Origin of the sequence: Pseudomonas sp. Marseille-Q1929 (assembly GCF_017316265.1) — a bacterium.
Lineage (GTDB): Bacteria > Pseudomonadota > Gammaproteobacteria > Pseudomonadales > Pseudomonadaceae > Aquipseudomonas.
Genome location: NZ_JAFLWU010000008.1, coordinates 70,114 through 90,606 on the forward strand (window position 1 = coordinate 70,114; position 20,493 = coordinate 90,606).

The window sequence follows — 20,493 nt, forward strand, 5'->3', positions numbered from 1 at the left end:
CCTACGCAGGTCTTCTGCTTTTCTGACATGGACCGGACATGAATCAAACCAACCTGCAATTCAAAACCCTGTTGTTACTGCTGGCCTTGGTGACCGTCGCCTTTATCTGGATATTGCTGCCGTTCTACGGCGCGGTGTTCTGGGCGGTGATCCTCGGCATCATCTTTGCGCCGATGCAGCGCCGCTTGCAGCAACGTTTCGGCTGGAACCGCAACCTGACCTCCCTGACCACCCTGGCGGTGTGCCTGGTGATCGCGATCCTGCCGGTGATCATCACCAGCGCCTTGCTGGTGCAAGAGGGGGCGACGCTCTATAAAAACGTCGAAAGCGGCAAGTTGGACGTGGCCGGCTATATCGAGCAGTTCAAGAACTTCCTGCCGCCGTACTTCCAGCACCTGCTGGATCGCTTTGGCATGGGCAACCTGGAAGGGCTGCGCGAGAAGATCGTCAAGAGCGCGATGCAAGGCAGTCAGTTCTTTGCGTCCCAGGCATTCAGCTTTGGCCAGGGCACGTTTGACTTCCTGGTGAGCTTTTTCATCATGCTGTATCTGCTGTTCTTCCTGCTGCGCGACGGCCCCGAATTGGTGCGTAAAGTGCGCACGGCAGTGCCGTTGGCCGAGCCGCAGAAGCGTCGTTTGCAACTCAAGTTCAACCGGGTGGTGCGTGCCACGGTCAAGGGCAACGTGCTGGTGGCCGTGACCCAGGGCGCGTTGGGCGGGTTGATCTTCTGGTTCCTGGACATTCCCAGTGCGTTGCTTTGGGCGGTGCTGATGGCGTTTCTGTCGTTGTTGCCAGCGGTTGGCGCCGGCATTGTGTGGGGACCGGTGGCCGCTTACTTCCTGTTGAGCGGTTCGATCTGGCAAGGCGTGGTGCTGGCCTTGTTTGGCGTGTTTGTGATCGGGCTGGTGGACAACGTGCTACGGCCGATCCTGGTGGGCAAGGACACCAAGATGCCGGATTACCTGATCCTCATCTCGACCCTCGGCGGGCTGTCGGTGTTTGGCCTGAACGGCTTTGTCATCGGGCCGCTGGTGGCGGCGTTATTCATGTCCAGCTGGGCGCTGTTTGTGGAGAGCAAGCCGCGGGTCAAGTTGCCATTGCCGTAAGGTTCAGGCGTGCAGTTTGAAGTTCGAGGCGCGTTGCAGTTGTTTTTCGGCGGCGGACAACGAGGTGAGCGGGCCGCTGATGGCTTCGCCGTCGCGCATTACATACCAGCAGGCCAACAAGCCCAGCTCGCGCAGAGGGGCGGGAACGGCGCTGCCGATGACGGACATGATTTGAACAGTGGGCATAAGAACCTCCAATCGCTATGGAGGTCACCTTACGTGGCAAGGGGGCGTAGGAAAAATCACCTGGCTCGATAGTGGACATTGACGTGACACGTCAGTCCACCACTTGATCGAGCATCGCGACCACTTCCTGCTCATTGAGCAAGCCCTTGCGCACTAGGTTTTCGGCGAGCAACGCGAGGAATTTGGCGCTGCGGTGGCCTTCCAGGTGCTTGAGTTCGGTGAGGGCGCTGTAGACCTTGCTGGACGTACAAAGGCCAGCGGTGCGGTGTGGGTTTTGTGTGGGCATGGTCAGTCGTCCTTGTTGTTATTGGGTGGACAGGCTCGATAGTGAGAGTGTGGCGTGACACAAACATGACAGCGCGAAGCCCGGTCGAGCAAGTAGACAATGGTGTCGATCATGTGCGATTTCGCCTCGACCATTGTCCTCACAGCGACCTTGGTGCGATAAATCCAGACTTTTCATGCAAAAAAAAGGCCCCGCTGGGTGGGCGAGGCCTGTTTCAGACGATTGGCGCTTACCAGCCGCGACCGTAATAGCCGTGGGGAGGGCCGTAGTAGCCACGCGGTGGGCCGTAATAGACCGGCGCCGGGCGGTAGTAAACCTGTTGTTGCACGTACACCGGCGGTGGCGGTGCGTAGTAGACCGGCGGCGGGGCCGCGTACACCGGCTGCGGTTGCACATACACCGGCTGTTGCTGCACGTAGACCTCACGCGGCTGGCTGGCAACCACGGAGCCCACGACGGCGGCGCCGGCTAAAGCACCCAGTACGGCCGGGCCACCCCAACCACCACCGTGGGCGGAGGCTTGGCCTGCCATCGCGAGTGCGCCAACCAGCAAGGCGATTTTGGGGATTGTACGAATCATGGTCATTCCTCGGTTAGCCCCTGCGCTTGTGGTCTGCAATCAATAGACTCAAGGATTGTCGCGGGGATACTTTTAAGACAACGTATTTCTGGAAAACAGCACGGCCGATTGGTAAAGGTTGTGTAAGGTCTGTACCGATTTGCTTACTTCAAGGAGTTACCCATGCAGATGCACCCCAACAAAGACACCCAACTGTGCATGTCTCTGTCGGCGCGCCCGGGGAATTTTGGCCTGCGTTTTCACAACCACCTGTACGAGCAGCTGGGGCTGAACTTCTACTATAAAGCCTTCAGCAGCCAGGATTTGCCCGGCGCGATCGGTGGTATCCGCGCGTTGGGCATCCGTGGTTGCGGGGTTTCCATGCCGTTCAAGGAGGCCGCCATTGCCTTAGTGGATGAACTGGACGATTCGGTTCAAGCCATCGACTCGCTGAACACCATCGTCAACACCAACGGCCATCTCAAGGCCTACAACACCGATTACATCGCCATTGAACAGCTGCTGGTCAAGCACGCCGTGCCCAAAGGCTCGACCTTTGCCCTGCGCGGCAGCGGCGGCATGGCCAAGGCCGTGGCCAGCGCCTTGCGTGACGGCGGCTACGCCAATGGCCTGATCGTGGCGCGCAACGAGGCGGCGGGCCGCGCGTTGGCGCAGAACCTGGGGTATGAGTGGCAGGCGGACCTGGGGGATGCGCGCCCGCAGATGCTGATCAACGTGACGCCGATCGGCATGACCGGTGGGGCAGAAGCGGATGCGTTGGCGTTTGACGCGGCGGCTGTCGATGCGGCGGACACTGTGTTCGATGTGGTAGCCATCCCCGCCGAAACACCGTTGATCGTGCGCGGGCGGGCCCACGGCAAGCGGGTGATTACCGGGTTGGAAGTGATTGCGATCCAGGCGCTGGAGCAGTTTGTGTTGTACACCGGGGTGCGGCCGACCGATGAACAGTTCCAGGCGGCAGTGGCCTTCGCCCGCACCTGAGACCCTATGGAGATTCAATGTGGGAGCTGGCTTGCCTGCGATAGCGGTGCTTCAGTCACAGTTGCATCAACTGGCAGACCGCTATCGCGGGCAAGCCCGCTCCCACATTTTGGATTGGGTTATGCCTGCTCCAGCTGAGTCAGGCGTTCTTCCAGTGCGGCAATCCGAGCTTCCAGCTCCTCGATGCGCTCGGCTGATACCCCGCCGCTCCCACGCTCCACCGGATTACCCCGCGCCGCCATAATCACCTCAATATCCGCCGGGTCCCCCAGCGCATGGGTATAGCGATCTTCCCGCTGCCCCGCCTGGCGCGGCACCAGCAGCGCCAGCCCGCGCGCTATCAGGCGCTCCAGCTGATGCACCACCTGCTCGGCATCTTCAAAGTCATGCATGCGTCCGCTGCGGGTCAGCAGTTCATTGACGGTTTGCGGGCCGCGCAGGAACAGCAGCCCGATCAGGATCACCTGGGCCGGCACCAGTTCCAGCGCCTTGTCCACGCGATGCTCCCAGCGGTCGGCGCGGCTGCCCATCACCAGGCGGGTAAAGCCTTGGCCCTCCAGCACACGCAGGCTCTGGCCGACCTGGCCCTGGCTGAGGTTCATCACCGGCTCGCGGCTGGTCTTCTGGTTGCAGGCCAGCACCAGGGCGTTGAGGGTCAGGGGGTAGGTTTCCGGGTTGGTCGCCTGTTTTTCGATCAGGCAGCCCAGGATGCGGATTTCCGTGCTGTTCAGGCGCGGCTCAGGGGTGTCGGTGTCGTGCTCGGCGGTCATCGCGCTTTCCCTATGCAGTGAAGTGCCTAGCGTAAGCCGGAAAAAATAAAAGACAAGCGAGCGGGCGGTCTATAATCGTCGCCTGTTCAAACCGTGCCATAACCATGAGACTGCCATGACCATTTCCCTGTACGCCGCTTCCATCCCAGTCTTCAAGCAAATGCTCACCGCCCTGAGCGGTGTGTTGACCAAGGCCGAAGCCCACGCCACCGCCAAGAACATCGAACCGAACGCGCTGCTGCAAGCGCGCCTGTTCCCTGACATGTTCCAACTGGTGCGCCAAGTGCAGATCGCCGTGGACTTCGCCAAGGGCGTTTCCGCGCGCCTGGCCGAGATCGAAGTGCCGAAATACGAAGATGGCGAAGTAACCTTCGCTGACCTGCAAGCCTTGATCGCCAAGGTGCTGGCCTTTGTTGACACCATCAAGCCTGAGCAGATCGACGGCAAGGAAGGCATCGAGATCATCACCCGTCCAGGCACGCCGAAAGAGAAGCGCTTCAGCGGCCAGTCCTACCTGCTGACCTACGGCCTGCCGCAGTTCTTCTTCCACGTCACCACCGCCTACGCGCTGCTGCGTCACAACGGTGTGGAAGTGGGCAAGCGCGACTACATGGGCGCGTTCTAAGCCGCCACAAAAAAGCCGGGGCGGTTCACTCAAGAACCGCCCCGGCTTTTTTGTGCGCGCAGGTCAGGCCGGCTGTTCTTCTTTGCCCAGGCATGCGGCAGCGGTAAACAGCACATCGGTGGACGAATTCAGCGCAGTCTCCGCCGAGTCCTGCAACACGCCGATGATGAAACCGACCGCAACCACCTGCATCGCGATCTCGCTGGGGATGCCAAACAGGCTGCACGCCAGCGGGATCAGCAGCAGCGAGCCACCGGCCACGCCCGAAGCACCGCAGGCGCAGATCGCGGCGACCACGCTGAGCAGCACGGCGGTCGGCAGGTCGACGGCGATGCCCAGGGTGTGCACGGCGGCCAGGGTCAGCACGGTGATGGTGATGGCGGCGCCGGCCATGTTGATGGTGGCACCGAGCGGGATCGACACCGAATAGGTGTCTTCATGCAGGCCCAGGCGCTTGCTCAACGCCAGGTTAACCGGGATGTTCGCCGCCGAACTGCGGGTGAAGAACGCGGTGATGCCGCTTTCGCGCAGGCACATCAACACCAGCGGGTAGGGGTTGCGGCGCAGTTTCCAGAACACGATGGCCGGGTTGATCACCAGGGCCACAAACAGCATGCAACCGATCAGCACCACCAACAGGTGCGCATAACCGAGCAGGGCGCCGAAACCGGAGGTGGCCAGGGTCGAGGCGACCAGGCCGAAAATGCCCAGGGGCGCGAAGCGAATCACGACCCGAACAATCAACGTCACGCCGTTGGACAGGTCGTCCAGCACGGTGCGCGTGGTTTCACCGGCGTGGCGAATGGCGATGCCCATGCCGATGGCCCAGGCCAGGATGCCGATAAAGTTGGCGTTCATCAGCGCGCTGACCGGGTTGTCGACCACGCTCAACAGCAGGCTTTGCAACACTTCGCCGATACCGCCGGGGGCGCTGACGGCGGCGTCATGGGTAATCAGTACCAGCGAGGACGGGAACCACATACTGGCAATCACCGCCACCACGGCGGCAGCAAAGGTGCCCAGCAGGTAGAGGAACAGAATCGGTTTGATGTGGGTTTCCTGGCCGTGTTTATGGTTGGCGATCGACGCCATCACCAACACAAACACCAGGATCGGCGCCACGGCCTTGAGTGCGGCGACAAACACTTTGCCGATAAACCCGGTGGCTTGGGCCGCTTGGGGCGCCAACAGCGCGAGCAGAATGCCGGCGATCAAACCGATGACAATTTGTGTAACCAGGCTGACGCGTGTCAGGCGCTGGAGCAGGGAAGGGGCAGCAGTCATAAACAGTTGTCTCTGATTTTTTAGTAGGGCGCAGCATTGCAGGCAGAAAAGGCTGTAGGAAGCAGGCGCGGAGTCTAGCATGCTGTAGGAAAGCTCCCTGGCGCTGCGGCATTCCGTCACCCGCGCCTGTAGGGCTTCGGCAAAGCCAGACATACTCTGTTAAGATTCTCCCCTCTCACCTTTCCTTTCTGTCAGCGGGCCCTTTGGGCTGTCGTTGCTGTCGTCGTTTCTGGAGTTTTCATGCTGTTCCCCATCCTGCTGCTGTCGGCCGCCGGTTTTACCGTGCTGACCACAGAATTCGTCATTGTCGGCCTGCTGCCGTCCATCGCCCGGGACCTGCATGTCAGCGTGTCCCAAGCCGGGCTGCTGGTGACCTTGTTCGCGTTTACCGTCGCGGCATTCGGGCCATTTCTCACGGCCTACTGCGCACGTTTCCCACGCAAGCGCCTGTTTATCAGTATCCTGATCCTGTTCGGGTTGGCCAATACCGTGGCTGCGCTTGCGCCGAATATCTGGGTGATGGCCCTGGCGCGGTTGATCCCGGCGCTGGGCTTGCCGGTGTTCTGGGCGCTGGCCAGTGAAACGGCGGTGGATATCGTCGGCCCGGAATTCGCCGGGCGCGCCATCGAGAAGATCGGCTTCGGCATCGTGTGCGCCACGGTGTTCGGCATTCCGGTGGGTACGCTGATCTCGGATATGTTCGGCTGGCGCAGCGCGTTTGCCATCCTCGCGGTCGTGGCGCTGGCCAAGGCGTTGCTGCTGTTTATCTACCTGCCGGTGACCCGGCCGAAGAACGACCAGGTGTCGCTGCGCGCGCAGTTCAAGATCCTGCGCAACCCGCTGATGCAGGGCCATATCCTGTTGTCGATCCTGGTGTTCAGCGGCATGTTCACCGCCTACACCTACCTGGCGGACATCCTCGAGCGCCTGGCCGGCTTTGACGGCACGCTGGTGGGCTGGTGCCTGATGGGCTTCGGTGCAGTCGGCCTGATCGGCAATTCATTGGGCGGGCGCGCGGTGGATCGCCATCCGTTGATTGCGTCCATGGTGTTCTGCGGGTTCATGATTGCGGGCATGGTGGCGCTGGTGCCGGCGATTCACTCCACCATTGGCCTGGCGGCCGCGATGGCGGTGTGGGGCGTGACCCAGGCGGCGATGTTCCTCGTCAGCCATGTACGCCTGATGAAAGCCGCGCCCCACGCGCCGGCGTTTGCGGCGTCGCTGAATATCGCCGGGGCCAACCTGGGGATTGGTTTGGGCGCGCTGGTCGGCGGGCATGTGATCGACACCCTCGGCCTGGGTAGCCTGGGGTTTGCGGCGTCCGGGTTTATCCTGGTGTCGATTCTGCTGGCGCTGTGGCTGATGACTGCCAAGCAACCGGTCGCAGCCAGCGCCTGAAACGTCAGGGCAGGGCGGTGAACAACTCCCGCCTTGCCCCTTCGGTAATCGCCACAATGCCGGGATGCTTGACCTTGCGCTCTACCGAGATCGCGTAGAACGACTCGGTCACCGCCGTGGTCTGGCCGATCAAGGCCACGCCGTACTGGCGCACCACTTCATCGGCAATCACGCTGGGGGCGATAAAGATCCCGCTGCCGGATTGGCCGAATGCTTGCATCAACGCACTGTCGTCGAATTCGCCAATGATCTTGGGTTGGATCTGCTGCTCGGCAAACCAACGCTGCAAACGGCTGCGCACCACCGTCTCCGCCCCCGGAATCAACAGCGGCGCACCCTGCAAGCACTGTGGGAAATCGCCGCCATAGCGGTCAGCCAGCGCCTGGGTGGCGAAAAAACTGATGCCGCATTCGCCCAGCTTCTGGCTGTAGCCCTTGATGTCCAGGTGCGTCGGCATGGGGCTGTCGGAGATCACCAGGTCCAGGCGCTGGATCGCCAGGTCGGCCAGCAGGCGTTCGAGTTTGTCTTCACGGCAGGTGATGCGGATCGGCTCGCTCAGCTCCATGGTCGGTGCAATCAGCCGGTAGACGATGGATTTGGGCACCACATCCGCCACCCCGACGCGAAACACGATCTGCTGTTCATTGGGCTGGGCGCGCAGCATCGCCTCCAATTCATTGCCGGTCTGGAACATCTGCTCGGCGTAGGGCAGGGCCTGGCGCCCGGCCTCGGTCAGTTCCAACTGGCGGCCGACCCGCTGAAACAGCGCGATACCGAACGTTTGCTCCAGCAGACTGATCTGCCCGCTGATGGTCTGGGGCGTGAGGTTCAGTTGCTCACAGGCGCGCACGATGCTGCCGGTCTTGGCCACGACCCAGAAGTAATGCAGTTGTCGGTAATTGAGCATGCGCGCTATCACTTCGTAAAAACCGAAGTATACGCGAGAAAAATACGAATTTTCCTGAACTGTTCACCTGCATAGAATGCCTCGCTATCGCGGGGCCACTACTTGGACCCAATGGTTCTAACGAGGAATACATCATGAAACTCAATTCCCTGGGCACGGCAGCGTTGCTTGCGCTTTCATTGGTAGTGGTCAGCGGTTGTGATCAGGTCGAAAAAAGCGCGCAGCAGGTGTTGGGCAAGGCCACCGAGTCGGCCAAGCAAGCGATCGACGACACCCACAAGGCCGCCGAGCAGGCGTTGAGTGAAGCGACACAGGGCTTGATCAAGCCTGAGAAGCAAGAAGATGAAGCTGAAGAAGCTTCCGACACCAAAGAAACCTAATTCCCCAGCACAACGTCAGGACTGACCTATGGATTACCTTTTACAACTGGCCGCCAGCCCCACCGCCTGGGTCGCCCTGGCGACCTTGATCGTCATGGAGATCGTGCTGGGCATCGATAACCTGATCTTTATTTCGATCCTCACCAACAAATTGCCCGAGCAGCACCGGGCCAAGGCGCGGCGCATCGGCATCAGCATGGCGCTGGTGTTGCGCCTGGGCCTGTTGAGCACCATCGCGTTCATCGTGCAATTGACGGCGCCGGTGTTTGAAGTGTTCGGCCAGGCGTTCTCGTGGAAGGACATGATCCTGATCGCCGGCGGCCTGTTCCTGGTGTGGAAGGCCACCACCGAGATCCATCACAGCATGGACCCGGAGCCCGAGGAGAAGGCCAGCGTCGGCAATACAGTGGCCATCGGTTTCGCGGCGGCCATCGGGCAGATCCTGTTGCTGGACCTGGTGTTTTCCATCGACAGCATCATTACCGCCGTGGGCATGACCGAGCACTTGCCGATCATGATTATTGCCGTGGTGACCTCGGTGATCGTGATGCTGGTGGCGGCTGAACCGCTGGCCAAGTTCATCAACGATAACCCGACCGTGGTGATGTTGGCCCTGGGCTTCCTGATCATGATCGGCATGACGTTGATCGCCGAAGGCTTCGGCGCCCATGTACCGAAAGGCTACGTGTACGCGGCCATGGCGTTCTCGGCGGCGATCGAGTGCTTGAACATCGCCCGACGCAACCGTCATAAGCGTTTGCTTGCTGCCCGGCAGTAATCGCTGAAACACAAAGGCCGGCTGCGCTCCCAGGAGCGCAGCCGGCCTTTTTTGTGCTCAGGATTCGGCGCTGACCTGGGTCGGCTCCGGGCAGGACTCTTCGCCGTTGTTCAAGCCTTGCTTGTAGTTGCGGCTCAGCAGCGAGGCCTTGCCGTTGTGCCAGGTCAGCGTCAGCACATACAGGGTGTCGTAGTCGCTACCGGACCAGTCGTCTGTGATGGTGTGCTTTTCGCCGACCGCTTCACTCGCCACCTTGTTGATCAACTCCGGCAGGTAACCGTGGGACCACGCGGTGTAGATGATGGAGTTGTGATACTTGTCTTCCACCAGCTCGTCGGCGAGGGCGCTGGTGTCGTTCGCCGAAAACTTGATGTTCACCGGCAGGCCGAGCTTGATGGCGCTGGGGCTGATGGTCATCAATGGGCGAATGTAGCTGTAGGAATTATCGAACTCACCTTCCTCGACATTACGCGTCGGGTTGGCGGCGAACACAAAGTTGGCCTTGCCGAATTTTTCCGGCAGTACTGTGGCGAGGTTCATCGCCCGGTTCAGGCCCTGGCAATTGAGTTGGCCCAGGCCGCCGGCGGGTTTTTCGCCGTGGCGCAGGAACACCAGGGTTTGCACGCCGTCGGCTTGTTCGGCACGGCTGGTGCGCGATTCCAGGGTCAGGCCGATGGCGCCGCCCACCAGCAACAGCGGCAACATGATGTATGAATAGCGTTTCAGGCGTTGCGCAAGGCACAGAGGCTTGATTGTCATTGGTCTAGAGTCTTCAGTGCATCGGGTGAGGGCCGACACGCCCGGCCCCAGTGACGCCCAGGGCGTCCTGCGGTTTTCCTGTCGTTATAGCAAGGTGCCTCCATTCACCGTTAAAGCGCACTTAAGAGTGCCCAAGGGCGTATTGGTTCGCCCCCGCGGGATAATAAGCCGCGGATGTTGCGCATTGATGACCCATGCAGGACACCAGGCAGATGACTATCATGTGGGCTTTCTGCTCAGGGGATTTCCCGATGAACCCACTCGCCGCCTTCCCGATTAATAGCAAATGGCCCGCGCAGCATCCCGAGCGCTTGCAACTGTACTCGCTGCCCACGCCCAACGGGGTAAAAGTCTCGATCATGCTCGAAGAACTTGGCCTGCCTTACGAGGCGCACAAGGTCAGTTTCGACACCCAGGACCAGTTGTCCCCCGAGTTCCTGTCCCTGAACCCCAACAACAAGATCCCCGCGATCATCGACCCCGATGGCCCGGGTGGCGTGCCGCTGGCGCTGTTCGAGTCCGGCGCGATCCTGATCTACCTCGCCGAGAAAACCAGCCAGTTGCTGTCCGAAGACCCGGCCACCCGCTACGAAACCCTGCAATGGCTGATGTTCCAGATGGGCGGTATCGGCCCGATGTTTGGCCAGTTGGGCTTCTTCAACAAGTTCGCCGGCAAGGACTACGAGGACAAGCGCCCGCGCGACCGCTACGCCGCTGAATCCCGGCGCTTGCTGGGCGTGTTGGAAAAACGCCTGCTGGGTCGCACCTGGATCATGGGCGACGACTACAGCATTGCCGACATCGCCACCTTTCCATGGATTCGCAACCTGATCGGCTTCTACGAGTCTGGCGACTTGGTGGGCATCGCCGACTTCCCGAATGTGCTGCGCGCGCTGGATGGCTTTGTCGCCCGGCCGGCGGTGATCCGTGGCCTGAATATTCCGAGCTGACCCATGCCGACCTTTGATTTCAAACAACTGGATGTCTTCAGCAGCGTCGCGCTCAAGGGCAACCCCCTGGCGGTGGTGTTGGGCGCTGACAGCCTGACGGACCAGCAGATGGCCGATTTCGCCAACTGGACCAACCTCAGTGAAACCACGTTTTTGCTGGCACCCCGTGATCCCCGTGCGGACTACCGGGTGCGAATTTTCACCACCGTGCAGGAACTGCCGTTCGCCGGGCACCCGACGTTGGGCTCATGCCATGCATGGCTGCAAGCAGGCGGTGTGCCCAAGGGCGAGGACATCATCCAGGAGTGCGAAATTGGCCTGGTACGCGTGCGCCGCCAGGGCGATGAACTGGCGTTTATTGCGCCGCCACTATTGCGCGCAGGTCCGGTGGAGTCGCCTGTGCTGGCGCGTGTGTGCCAGGGGTTGGGCTTGAGCGCCGAAGACGTTGTGCGCAGCCAATGGGTCGACAATGGCGCCGGCTGGCTGGCGCTGATGTTGGCCGATCGTGATCAGGTTCTGAATTTACAGCCGGACTATGCGCAGTTGCTCGGCTTGGCTGTCGGCGTGATCGCCCCCTGCGACCCCGTGCGTGACGCGGTGGATACGCAGTTTGAAGTACGCGGCTTTATCGCCGGAGATGGCGCCCCGGAAGACCCGGCCACCGGCAGCTTGAATGCCGGTATCGCCCAATGGCTGCTGGGCGAAGGCTTGGCGCCTGAGCGCTATGTGGTCAGCCAGGGCACGGCGATGGGGCGTGCGGGGCGCATTCGTATCGAGCGCCAGGGCGATGACATCTGGGTGGGCGGTGCGGTCGCGGTGTGCATTGCAGGGCGTCTACAGCTCTAGATCAATGAATTGTTACGGGCCTCGCAATACACTGTTGGGCCCTCGGCGTTTGTGTTGCCTATGCCGGTGGGCATAAGCTTTCGCCCCAAAGTTTTTAGCCCTATTTCAGGACCGCCATGACCAGCCAGTTCCCCCAAGCCCGCCCACGTCGCCTGCGCCGCTCCCCGGAGTTGCGTGGCTTGTTCCAGGAAACCGAGTTCACCCTCAACGATCTGGTACTGCCGATTTTCGTCGAAGAAGAAATCGATGACTTCGTGCCGATCACCAGCATGCCGGGCGTGCAGCGTATCCCGGAGAAGAAACTGGCCGCCGAGATCGAGCGTTATGCCCGCGCCGGCATCAAGTCGGTGATGACCTTTGGCGTGTCCCACCACCTGGACGCCAGCGGTAGCGACACCTGGAAGGAGCGTGGCCTGGTTTCGCGCATGTCCTCGATCATCAAGGACGCCGTGCCGGAGATGGTCGTGATGTCCGACACCTGCTTCTGCGAATACACCGACCACGGCCACTGCGGCGTGATGCACGGCGCCCACGTCGATAACGACGCGACCCTGGTCAACCTCGGCAAGCAAGCCGTGGCCGCTGCCCGCGCCGGCGCCGATGTGATCGCACCGTCGGCGGCGATGGACGGCCAGGTCCAGGCGATCCGCCGCGCCCTGGATGATGCCGGTTTCACCCACATTCCGATCATGGCCTACTCCACCAAATTCGCCTCGGCGCTGTACGGTCCGTTCCGTGAGGCTGGCGGCAGTGCGCTCAAGGGCGACCGCAAAAGCTACCAGATGAACCCGATGAACCGCCGCGAAGCCGTGCGTGAATCGCTGCTGGATGAACAGGAAGGTGCGGATGCGCTGATGGTCAAGCCGGCCGGGGCCTACCTCGACATCATCCGCGACATCCGCGAAGCCTCGCGCTTGCCGGTGGCGGCGTACCAGGTGAGCGGTGAGTACGCGATGATCAAGTTCGGCGCCCAGGCGGGAGCAATTGATGAGGACCGCGTGGTGCGCGAAACCCTCGGCTCGATCAAGCGCGCCGGTGCGGATTTGATCTTCACCTACTTTGCGATGGACCTGGCCCTGGCCGGGATCTAAAGATGTAGGCGCTGGTTTTGTGTGGGAGCTGGCTCCCACCAAGATCAGCGCTGCGCAAACGCCAGATTCAACCCCAGCCCCGCAAAGGCCGCCGCAAAACTGCGACGCAGCCAGTTCTGCACCCGTGGTGACTCGATCACCGCACGCCGAAACACATTGGCCAGCAGGCCATACATCACGAACACCGCAAACGTCATGGCCATGAACACGCCGCTCAATACCAGCATCTGCACGGTAGGCGCCGTGCTGCCTGGCGCGACGAACTGCGGCAGGAAGGCCAGGAAGAAAATCGTCAGCTTGGGGTTGAGAATGTTCATCAGCAGGCCGCGCAACATCAGGCTGCGGGCACTGGCAAGCACGGGCGTGTCACTGACGGCAAAGGCCGAGCGATCGCGCCAGGTGGCGAATGCCACATACAGCAGGTAGGCGACACCCGCGTACTTGAGCAGGTCGAACGCCAACGCACTGGTATGCAGCAGGGCGGACAGGCCGAGAATCGAGGCCAGCAGATGCGGGATGATCCCGGCGGTGCAGCCCAGCGCGGCGAACAGGCTGGCGCGCTTGCCGGCAGTGAGGCCGGTGGACACGGTAAAAATCACCCCGGTGCCGGGAATCAGTACGACAATCAGGCAAGTGACAAGAAAGTTCAGGCTGAGCATGGCATTCAAACTCCGTGTAGGAATGGTCGATGTCAGATCCTGTCACGATAGACGCGGGTTGGCGAGCGCACCCGGTCAGCGAACCCTGGTTACACTTACCGGTCGATATGCCCGGTCCGTCGTTATTCAAGGAAGCACCCATGCCCCTACGCCGCTTGATCCTGTGCATCACTCCGTTACTGGTATTGGCCGGTTGCTCCACCGCGCGCGGCCCGCAGCAGCCGGAGCGCGACGAAGCCGAGGTGAAGGCGCAGATCGTGCGCCTGCTGCCGGCGACCGTGGCGGATCGCAAGGGCTGGGCCCAGGACATCTACACGGCCTTCGACACCCAGAAGATCTACCCGAGCACCGAGAACATCTGCGCGGTGCTGGCGGTGACCGAGCAGGAGTCCACTTATCAGGTCGACCCGCCCGTGCCGAACATGGGCAAGATCGCCCAGGACGAAATGCTGCGCCGCGCCGCCAAGGTGTATGTGCCAGCCGTGGTGGTGCGTACCACGTTGCAACTGCGTTCGCCTACCGGCAAGTCCTACGCCGAGCGCCTGAATGCCGCGCGCACCGAGAAGGACTTGAGCGGTATCTTCGATGATTTCATCAGCATGGTACCGCTGGGCAACACCTTGTTTGGCGGTTTCAACCCCGTACACACCGCTGGCCCCATGCAAGTCAGCATCGAGTTCGCGCAGAAACAGGCACGGGGTTATCCCTACACGGTGGATGGCACGATCCGACGCGAAGTCTTCACCCGCCGTGGCGGCATGTACTTTGGCATCGCCCACTTGCTCGGTTACCCGGTGAGCTACGATCAACCGCTGTATCGCTTCGCCGACTTCAACGCAGGCTGGTACGCCAGCCGTAACGCGGCCTTCCAGGCGGCGGTCAGCCGCGCCTCTGGCACCGAGCTGGCGCTGGATGGGGATCTGATTCGCTACGGCTCGTTGCTGCCCGGCACCACCGAGCTGGCGGTGCGCTCACTGGGCGCGAAGCTGGACATGCGCAACCCCAGCATCCGCAGCCAGTTGGAGCAGGGCGAGCAGTTGGACTTTGAAGACACCACCCTCTACAAACGCGTGTTTGCGCTGGCTGACCAAGCGGCCGGCAAGCCGATGCCACGGGCGATCCTGCCGGGCATCGTGCTCAAGAGCCCGAAGATCACCCGCAACCTGACCACGGCGTGGTTTGCCAAGCGCGTGGATGAGCGTTATCAGCGCTGCATGAAGCGCTGATTTAGCTGCGGCGCTTGATAAACCGGCGCCACAGCCACACCCACAACCACACCACCGGGAACGCCAGGATCACAAAAGGCAGCACATAGCTGGAACGTTCCAGGGCGTCGGCGGTGCCGTTCACCAGGTTGTCGCCGAGGTTGCTGAACATGCGGCTGAAACGCGATGGTTGGTTCGCGCCGTCGGAAGAGCGGAAGTTCAGGGTCACGCGGTTGGTGTCGAGACGGCGTTGCTGGTTGGCAGAGACCTGCGCCAGTTCCTGCAATTCGTTTTCGATGGTGGCTTGCTCTTTGCTCAAGGCGATCAAGTCGCTGACGGTGATGTCCTTGCGCTTGGCCAACTCATCGAGACGCTGTTGCTGGGCTTGCAGACGATCCTGGCGGCGACGCACATCGGCGACGGCGTCGGCCAGGTCTTCGGCGGTGGTGATGCGTTGGCCCAGTGTGCCGCCTTCCGTGGCCATGGCGACCATCGGCTCCACACCGGTGGGCGCGATGCGCAGGATGATCTCGCCACCGTTGCCGTCTTCGGTGATGCCGAGGATGTTGCAGGCGCCAAAGCGTGCCGTTTCACAGGCCTCGCGCGTGGCCTGCATACGCGGCGCGAGCAGGGCGCCGGGCAGGGCCAGGGTCAGTTCGTGCTCATAGGCCAATTGCGCGCCAGCCTGGCTTTGTTCGCCGTTGATCGCCCGTGCGCGGGAGTTATCCTTGGGCGAGCAACCGGCGAGGGTCAGGCCTGCGAGCAAGATCAAAATAAGCGGTGTGGCTTTGCCGTCCAGATGGCGCATTGCGGTTCCTTGGGAAGTGCGGGGAAATTTTGGACGGCGATTAAAGCGGGTCTGGCGGATTAACGCAAAGCATCGTGCAGGATTTGCGTGGCTGATGGTGATGGCTGGCGCAAACGGGCTGGAGTACACCTCAGGCCTGACTCCAAGGAAGAACCCGCCATGATCGCTGTCCCCGAAGGTTTTGTTTCACTGCCCCGCAGCAGCCCGCTGCTCGACTTGTTGGGCCCGGCGTACTGCCGGGGTGAAGGCTTGCAACTGGAGATCGGCCTGCGTGCCGACAATCGTCATGCGAACGGGCGCGGCACCGTGCATGGCGGGGTGTTGGCGACCTTGGCGGATGTCGGCATGGGGTATGCCATGGCCTTTTCCAGCGAACCGCCGCTGCCGTTGATTACCGCGAGCATGACCTTGGACTACCTGGGCGCGGTGCAGGTGGGGGAGTGGATGGTGGTGAAGTTGGAGCATCACAAGCGCGGGCGGCAGATGGCGTTTGCCACGGTGAGCGTGCAAGTGGGGGATAAGGTGGTGGTGCGGGCGAATGCGGTGTTTGCGGTGCCCAGAACTGACTGACCTGTGGAGATCTAATGTGGGAGCTGTGTTCATTCAGATAGAGCGGGTAAAGAAAAGGCCCGGTTTTCGTGGAACCGGGCCTTTTCAATAGTGCTCTTGCCAATCAGCTACGTTCGAGAGCCAGCGCCACACCCTGACCGCCACCGATGCACAGCGTCGCCAGGCCTTTCTTGGCATCACGCTTGATCATTTCATGCAGCAGCGTCACCAGCACGCGGCAGCCTGAGGCGCCAATCGGGTGGCCGATGGCAATGGCGCCGCCGTTGACGTTGACCTTGTCCGCATCCCATTCCAGCTCTTGGCCCACCGCCAGCGCTTGCGCGGCGAAGGCTTCGTTGGCTTCGATCAGGTCCAGGTCGCCCAGGCTCCAACCGGCTTTGTCCAGGCAGCGACGCGTCGCCGAAACCGGGCCGATGCCCATGATCGCCGGGTCAACGCCGGCGTTTGCGTAGCTGGCGATGCGCGCCAGTACCGGCAGGCCGAGGGCATTGGCCTTGTCGGCGCTCATCAGCAGCACTGCAGCGGCGCCGTCATTGAGGCTGGAGGCGTTGCCGGCGGTGACGCTGCCGTCTTTCTTGAACGCCGGCTTGAGCTTGCCCAGGGACTCGGCGGTAGTACCGGCGCGGGGCTGTTCGTCCACGGCGAAGGCCACCGGGTCGCCTTTGCGCTGGGGGATCAGGATCGGTGTGATTTCGTCGGCAAAGCGTCCGGCTTCGATCGCTGCCGCGGCTTTTTGCTGAGACGCAGCGGCGAACGCATCCTGGGCTTCACGGCTGATACTGTACTTGTCCACCAGGTTCTCGGCAGTGATGCCCATGTGGTAGTCGTTGAACGCATCCCACAGGCCGTCGGTGATCATGCTGTCGATCATCTTGGCGTGGCCCATGCGCAAGCCGGTGCGCGCGGCGGGCAGTACGTAGGGGGCCAGGCTCATGTTCTCCATGCCGCCGGCGATGATCACCTCGGCATCGCCGCAGCGAATGGCCTGGGCGCCCAGGTGCAAGGCCTTGAGGCCGGAGCCGCAGACTTTGTTGAGGGTCAGGCTCGGCACCGCATGGGGCAGGCCGGCGAGGATCGAAGCCTGGCGCGCCGGGTTCTGGCCGGAGCCTGCGGTGAGGACCTGGCCGAGGATTACTTCATCGACCAGGGCGGGGTCGAGGCCGGTCTGCTCCAGCAGGCGACGGATCACGGCGGCGCCCAGTTCCGGTGCCGGGATATTCGCCAGCGAACCCTGGAAGCTGCCCACGGCGGTGCGGGTGGCAGCAACAATCACGACGTCTTGCATGGAATCTGTCCTCACTGGAAGTGCATTTCTGGAACGTGGTCCGGGACGATCAGTTTACCGGCGGTCTTGCTCACAATCTCTTCAACGCTGACGCCAGGTGCGCGTTCCTTGAGGACAAAAGCGCCATTTTCGATTTCCAGGTACGCCAGGTCCGTCAGCACACGCTTGATGCAGTTCGCGCCGGTCAGCGGCAGGCTGCACTGGCTGAGCAGCTTCGACTCACCGTCCTTGGAGGCGTGGGTCATGATCACGATGATGTTTTCCGCGCCGGCCACCAGGTCCATGGCGCCGCCCATGCCCTTGACCAGCTTGCCGGGGATCATCCATGAGGCGATGTTGCCCTGTACGTCCACTTCAAAGGCGCCGAGCACGGTGAGATCGACGTGGCCGCCGCGAATCATCGCGAAGGACTCGGCGGAGGAGAAGATCGATGCGCCAATGCGCGCGGTGACGGTCTGTTTGCCGGCGTTGATCATGTCGGCATCGATGGTGTCTTCGGTAGGAAACGGTCCCATGCCCAGCAGGCCGTTTTCCGATTGCAGCATCACTTCCATGCCGTCGGGGATGTAGTTCGCCACCAGGGTCGGGATGCCGATGCCGAGGTTGACGTAGAAACCGTCCTGCATTTCGCGGGCGACGCGTTGAGCCATTTGTTCGCGGGTAAGAGCCATGTTCTGAGTCCTTATTGTTCGGGCTGGAGGCGGATTATTTGCGTACGGTGCGCTGTTCGATGCGCTTCTCGAACGTGCCGCAGATGATCCGGTCGACGTAGATGCCAGGGGTGTGGATCTGCGCCGGGTCCAGCTCGCCCGGTTCGACGATTTCCTCGACTTCGACCACGGTGATCTTGCCGGCAGTGGCGGCCAGCGGGTTGAAGTTCTGGGCGGTGTGGCGATAGATGACGTTGCCGAAGTGGTCGGCTTTCCAGCCTTTGACGATGGCGAAGTCGCCGGTGATGGACTCTTCCATCAGGTACGGGCGGCCTTTGAATTCACGGGTTTCCTTGCCTTCGGCAACGGGCGTGCCGACGCCGGTGGCGGTGAAGAAGGCCGGAATGCCGGCGCCGCCTGCGCGCATTTTTTCCGCGAGGGTGCCTTGGGGGGTCAGCACCACTTCGATCTCGCCGCTGAGCAACTGCTTCTCGAACAGCGCGTTTTCACCGACGTAGGACGCGATCACCTTGCTGATCTGTTTTTGTTCCAGCAGCACGCCCAGGCCAAAACCATCGACGCCGCAGTTGTTGGAAACCACGGTCAGGTCGCGGGTGCCTTTGCGCTTGATCTCGGCGATGAGGTTTTCCGGAATGCCGCACAGGCCAAAACCACCGGAGAGCACGGTCATGCCGTCTTCCAGGCCTGCCAGCGCTTCTTCATAGGACGCCACGCGTTTATCGAAACCTGCCATATGCACCTCTTTTATTGTTTGTGGGCCAGCCAATGAACCGAGTGTTGCGCTGCGGGATTGATTTGTTAAGTTGTTTTTTATGGTTGATTGATTTAAAAAACAGCATAGTTGAACAGTCGCCCGGAGCAGCCTCATGACAGTTAAACAGATGCGCGCCTTTCTCGCCGTGGCCCAGAGCCTGAGTTTTGCTGCCGCCTGTGAGCGTCTGCACCTCTCCCAATCGGCCCTCAGCTTGACTATCAAGGGCCTGGAAGAAGGCTTGGGCGGGCGCCTGTTCAGTCGCAATACGCGTAACGTCGCGCTCACGCCCGAAGGTGAATCCCTGTTGCCCTTGGCGCGCCGGTTGATTGCCGATTGGGACAACGCCGAAGACGAGCTGCGCCAGCGCTTCACCTTGCAGCGCGGGCGCGTGACGGTGGCGGCGATGCCCTCGTTTGCCGGCAACCTGCTGCCGCCGATCCTGAAGATATTCCGTGCGCGTTACCCTCAGGTGAATGTGACCGTGCATGACTTGATCAACGAGCAGGTGCTGGAGATGGTGCGCGACCGCCAGGTGGAGCTGGGCGTGGCGTTCGAGCCCTCTGAAGGTTCTTCGCTGGCGTTTACGCCGCTGTATCTGGACCGTTTCATTGCCGTGGTGCCGGGCGATTCGCCGCTGGCGCAATGCAGTCAAGTCGATTGGAAAACCCTGCTGGAACATCCCTTCATCACCTTGCAACGGCCTTCGACCGTGCGCGTGATGCTGGAGGAGCATCTGGGCGCGCTGCAGATGAAGCTGCCGGTGGCGCTGGAAAGCCATCAACTGGCGACGGTGGGCAAGATGGTGGCGAGCGGTTTGGGTGTCAGCGCCGTGCCCGCGTTATGCGCGCGGCAGATGGAAGAGGCGGGTGCCCATTGCATTACATTATGCGATCCGGTGATCGAGCGACCGATAGGCGTGCTGACCAAACCTGGGCATGAACTCTCGGCGGCGGCACAAGTGCTGTTTGATATTTTTCGGGATGAGGCGGCGAAGGGGCGTTTTCCGACTTTCTGAATACACCACAAACAAGTGTGGGAGCTGGCAAGCCAGCTCCCACAAGTAGTGCACAAGTGACTGTCTAGTAGTAGCGATCAATCACTTTAACTTGCGAGCTGTCCTTGACGGCTGCCCAGGCATTGTTAAGTGTGTCGAATACTTGCTCGATAAAGTTGCGATCAGCCGCAGCCTTCTTGCCAACATAACCCTGGCCACGGCGGTACACCTTCAGGCGCGCTGCCAGTTCACGGTTATTGCGGTCAAATTCGGCTTCTTGGGTATTGGGCGCCAGGCAGTCAAGTTGCACTTCGCCCGATTTGCCAATCCACAGGATATGGTCGTCGAGAGTGTCTTTCTGCGCTGCGAACATCTCAGCCAATTCGTCGATAGTTGGTTGGTTGTTCAGATTCATGTGTAAGCCCCTTGACCAGTTGGCGATCTATCAATTGATTCGTTAAAACTGCTTAGTTGTCTCCGGTTGCGAAAACCGGGCGTCAGTGACGGTCTGCCGAATACGGGCAGGGTCTTGAACCTGATGCATGTAGTCTTGCTGATGAACTGCTACGCAATGGTTTCATAACGAAGACAAGCAGCGTTTGAGCTCCTTGTACCGATCC

25 protein-coding genes are annotated in these 20,493 nt (G+C 61.3%); 12 read left to right on the forward strand and 13 right to left on the reverse strand.

The features are described from left to right. Window positions 1-38 precede the first annotated feature (38 nt). Window positions 39-1,106, forward strand: coding sequence for an AI-2E family transporter (locus tag J1G37_RS11900; protein WP_207041892.1), 1,068 nt, complete (start codon window positions 39-41; stop codon window positions 1,104-1,106). A gap of 3 nt (window positions 1,107-1,109) precedes the next feature. Here the strand turns inward: J1G37_RS11900 and J1G37_RS11905 are convergent, their stop codons facing one another. The 3 genes from J1G37_RS11905 to J1G37_RS11915 form a co-directional block, all read right to left on the reverse strand. Next, window positions 1,110-1,292: a hypothetical protein gene (locus tag J1G37_RS11905; RefSeq protein ID WP_207041893.1), complete on the reverse strand. Its 183-nt coding sequence runs from the start codon at window positions 1,290-1,292 to the stop codon at window positions 1,110-1,112. Between the two features lie 91 nt (window positions 1,293-1,383). Beyond that, window positions 1,384-1,578, reverse strand: coding sequence for a hypothetical protein (locus tag J1G37_RS11910; RefSeq protein WP_105524780.1), 195 nt, complete (start codon window positions 1,576-1,578; stop codon window positions 1,384-1,386). 229 nt (window positions 1,579-1,807) lie between these two features. Beyond that, a complete protein-coding gene (locus J1G37_RS11915; RefSeq protein ID WP_207041896.1) occupies window positions 1,808-2,164 on the reverse strand; it encodes a hypothetical protein in 357 nt (118 codons plus the stop codon). Window positions 2,165-2,320: 156 nt separating this feature from the next. On the opposite strand from J1G37_RS11915, the gene J1G37_RS11920 reads away from it, so the two are divergent. Then, window positions 2,321-3,139: a shikimate 5-dehydrogenase gene (locus tag J1G37_RS11920; protein WP_207041898.1), complete on the forward strand. Its 819-nt coding sequence runs from the start codon at window positions 2,321-2,323 to the stop codon at window positions 3,137-3,139. A gap of 119 nt (window positions 3,140-3,258) precedes the next feature. Here J1G37_RS11920 and J1G37_RS11925 read toward each other — a convergent pair whose 3' ends face one another. Next, on the reverse strand, window positions 3,259-3,909 hold the full coding sequence (locus J1G37_RS11925) for a DUF480 domain-containing protein (RefSeq protein WP_207041899.1): 651 nt from the start codon (window positions 3,907-3,909) through the stop codon (window positions 3,259-3,261). A gap of 115 nt (window positions 3,910-4,024) precedes the next feature. On the opposite strand from J1G37_RS11925, the gene J1G37_RS11930 reads away from it, so the two are divergent. Next, window positions 4,025-4,534 carry a DUF1993 domain-containing protein gene (locus tag J1G37_RS11930; RefSeq protein ID WP_124525195.1) on the forward strand — a complete coding sequence of 170 codons (510 nt, stop codon included), beginning with the start codon at window positions 4,025-4,027 and terminating at the stop codon, window positions 4,532-4,534. A gap of 63 nt (window positions 4,535-4,597) precedes the next feature. Here the strand turns inward: J1G37_RS11930 and sstT are convergent, their stop codons facing one another. Then, a complete protein-coding gene (gene sstT / locus J1G37_RS11935; protein ID WP_207041900.1) occupies window positions 4,598-5,818 on the reverse strand; it encodes a serine/threonine transporter SstT in 1,221 nt (406 codons plus the stop codon). A 240-nt stretch (window positions 5,819-6,058) separates the two neighbouring features. Here sstT and J1G37_RS11940 point away from each other — a divergent pair, with 240 nt between their 5' ends. Then, the gene (locus J1G37_RS11940) at window positions 6,059-7,216 is read left to right on the forward strand and encodes an MFS transporter (RefSeq protein ID WP_207041901.1); all 1,158 of its coding nucleotides are present in this window, start codon (window positions 6,059-6,061) and stop codon (window positions 7,214-7,216) included. A gap of 4 nt (window positions 7,217-7,220) precedes the next feature. Here the strand turns inward: J1G37_RS11940 and nhaR are convergent, their stop codons facing one another. Beyond that, the gene (gene nhaR / locus J1G37_RS11945) at window positions 7,221-8,123 is read right to left on the reverse strand and encodes a transcriptional activator NhaR (protein WP_017736548.1); all 903 of its coding nucleotides are present in this window, start codon (window positions 8,121-8,123) and stop codon (window positions 7,221-7,223) included. A gap of 134 nt (window positions 8,124-8,257) precedes the next feature. On the opposite strand from nhaR, the gene J1G37_RS11950 reads away from it, so the two are divergent. Then, a complete protein-coding gene (locus J1G37_RS11950) occupies window positions 8,258-8,503 on the forward strand; it encodes a hypothetical protein (RefSeq protein WP_124525191.1) in 246 nt (81 codons plus the stop codon). A 28-nt stretch (window positions 8,504-8,531) separates the two neighbouring features. Next, entirely contained in the window at window positions 8,532-9,281 is a 750-nt protein-coding gene (locus J1G37_RS11955; protein ID WP_017736550.1) for a TerC family protein, read from the forward strand. A gap of 57 nt (window positions 9,282-9,338) precedes the next feature. Here J1G37_RS11955 and J1G37_RS11960 read toward each other — a convergent pair whose 3' ends face one another. Continuing rightward, complete coding sequence (locus J1G37_RS11960) at window positions 9,339-10,040, reverse strand: histidine phosphatase family protein (protein WP_207041902.1); 702 nt, start codon at window positions 10,038-10,040, stop codon at window positions 9,339-9,341. Window positions 10,041-10,291: 251 nt separating this feature from the next. Here J1G37_RS11960 and J1G37_RS11965 point away from each other — a divergent pair, with 251 nt between their 5' ends. From J1G37_RS11965 to hemB, 3 genes are all read left to right on the forward strand, one after another. Further along, window positions 10,292-10,990, forward strand: coding sequence for a glutathione S-transferase N-terminal domain-containing protein (locus J1G37_RS11965; protein ID WP_124525187.1), 699 nt, complete (start codon window positions 10,292-10,294; stop codon window positions 10,988-10,990). 3 nt (window positions 10,991-10,993) lie between these two features. Then, a complete protein-coding gene (locus J1G37_RS11970) occupies window positions 10,994-11,836 on the forward strand; it encodes a PhzF family phenazine biosynthesis protein (protein ID WP_207041903.1) in 843 nt (280 codons plus the stop codon). 116 nt (window positions 11,837-11,952) lie between these two features. Continuing rightward, on the forward strand, window positions 11,953-12,927 hold the full coding sequence (hemB, locus tag J1G37_RS11975) for a porphobilinogen synthase (RefSeq protein WP_207041904.1): 975 nt from the start codon (window positions 11,953-11,955) through the stop codon (window positions 12,925-12,927). 44 nt (window positions 12,928-12,971) lie between these two features. Here hemB and J1G37_RS11980 read toward each other — a convergent pair whose 3' ends face one another. Beyond that, entirely contained in the window at window positions 12,972-13,586 is a 615-nt protein-coding gene (locus J1G37_RS11980) for a LysE family translocator (protein ID WP_207041906.1), read from the reverse strand. Window positions 13,587-13,726: 140 nt separating this feature from the next. Between J1G37_RS11980 and J1G37_RS11985 the strand changes: the two genes are divergently transcribed. Continuing rightward, the gene (locus J1G37_RS11985; RefSeq protein WP_207041907.1) at window positions 13,727-14,812 is read left to right on the forward strand and encodes a DUF1615 domain-containing protein; all 1,086 of its coding nucleotides are present in this window, start codon (window positions 13,727-13,729) and stop codon (window positions 14,810-14,812) included. 1 nt (window position 14,813) lies between these two features. Here J1G37_RS11985 and J1G37_RS11990 read toward each other — a convergent pair whose 3' ends face one another. Next, window positions 14,814-15,599: a DUF4349 domain-containing protein gene (locus tag J1G37_RS11990; protein ID WP_207041908.1), complete on the reverse strand. Its 786-nt coding sequence runs from the start codon at window positions 15,597-15,599 to the stop codon at window positions 14,814-14,816. Window positions 15,600-15,758: 159 nt separating this feature from the next. Here J1G37_RS11990 and J1G37_RS11995 point away from each other — a divergent pair, with 159 nt between their 5' ends. Further along, window positions 15,759-16,169 carry a PaaI family thioesterase gene (locus J1G37_RS11995; protein ID WP_207041909.1) on the forward strand — a complete coding sequence of 137 codons (411 nt, stop codon included), beginning with the start codon at window positions 15,759-15,761 and terminating at the stop codon, window positions 16,167-16,169. Between the two features lie 103 nt (window positions 16,170-16,272). Here the strand turns inward: J1G37_RS11995 and J1G37_RS12000 are convergent, their stop codons facing one another. Genes J1G37_RS12000 through J1G37_RS12010 form a run of 3 tightly spaced genes read right to left on the reverse strand, consistent with a single transcriptional unit; the run spans window position 16,273 to window position 18,858 of the window. Then, window positions 16,273-17,454, reverse strand: a complete 1,182-nt coding sequence (locus J1G37_RS12000) for an acetyl-CoA C-acetyltransferase (protein ID WP_207041910.1) — start codon at window positions 17,452-17,454, stop codon at window positions 16,273-16,275. A gap of 11 nt (window positions 17,455-17,465) precedes the next feature. Next, complete coding sequence (locus tag J1G37_RS12005; RefSeq protein ID WP_017736560.1) at window positions 17,466-18,125, reverse strand: CoA transferase subunit B; 660 nt, start codon at window positions 18,123-18,125, stop codon at window positions 17,466-17,468. Between the two features lie 34 nt (window positions 18,126-18,159). Continuing rightward, the gene (locus J1G37_RS12010) at window positions 18,160-18,858 is read right to left on the reverse strand and encodes a CoA transferase subunit A (protein ID WP_003190329.1); all 699 of its coding nucleotides are present in this window, start codon (window positions 18,856-18,858) and stop codon (window positions 18,160-18,162) included. A 133-nt stretch (window positions 18,859-18,991) separates the two neighbouring features. On the opposite strand from J1G37_RS12010, the gene J1G37_RS12015 reads away from it, so the two are divergent. After that, window positions 18,992-19,894 carry a LysR family transcriptional regulator gene (locus J1G37_RS12015; protein WP_207041911.1) on the forward strand — a complete coding sequence of 301 codons (903 nt, stop codon included), beginning with the start codon at window positions 18,992-18,994 and terminating at the stop codon, window positions 19,892-19,894. A gap of 64 nt (window positions 19,895-19,958) precedes the next feature. Here J1G37_RS12015 and J1G37_RS12020 read toward each other — a convergent pair whose 3' ends face one another. Continuing rightward, window positions 19,959-20,288: a hypothetical protein gene (locus tag J1G37_RS12020; RefSeq protein ID WP_017736562.1), complete on the reverse strand. Its 330-nt coding sequence runs from the start codon at window positions 20,286-20,288 to the stop codon at window positions 19,959-19,961. Window positions 20,289-20,493 lie beyond the last annotated feature (205 nt).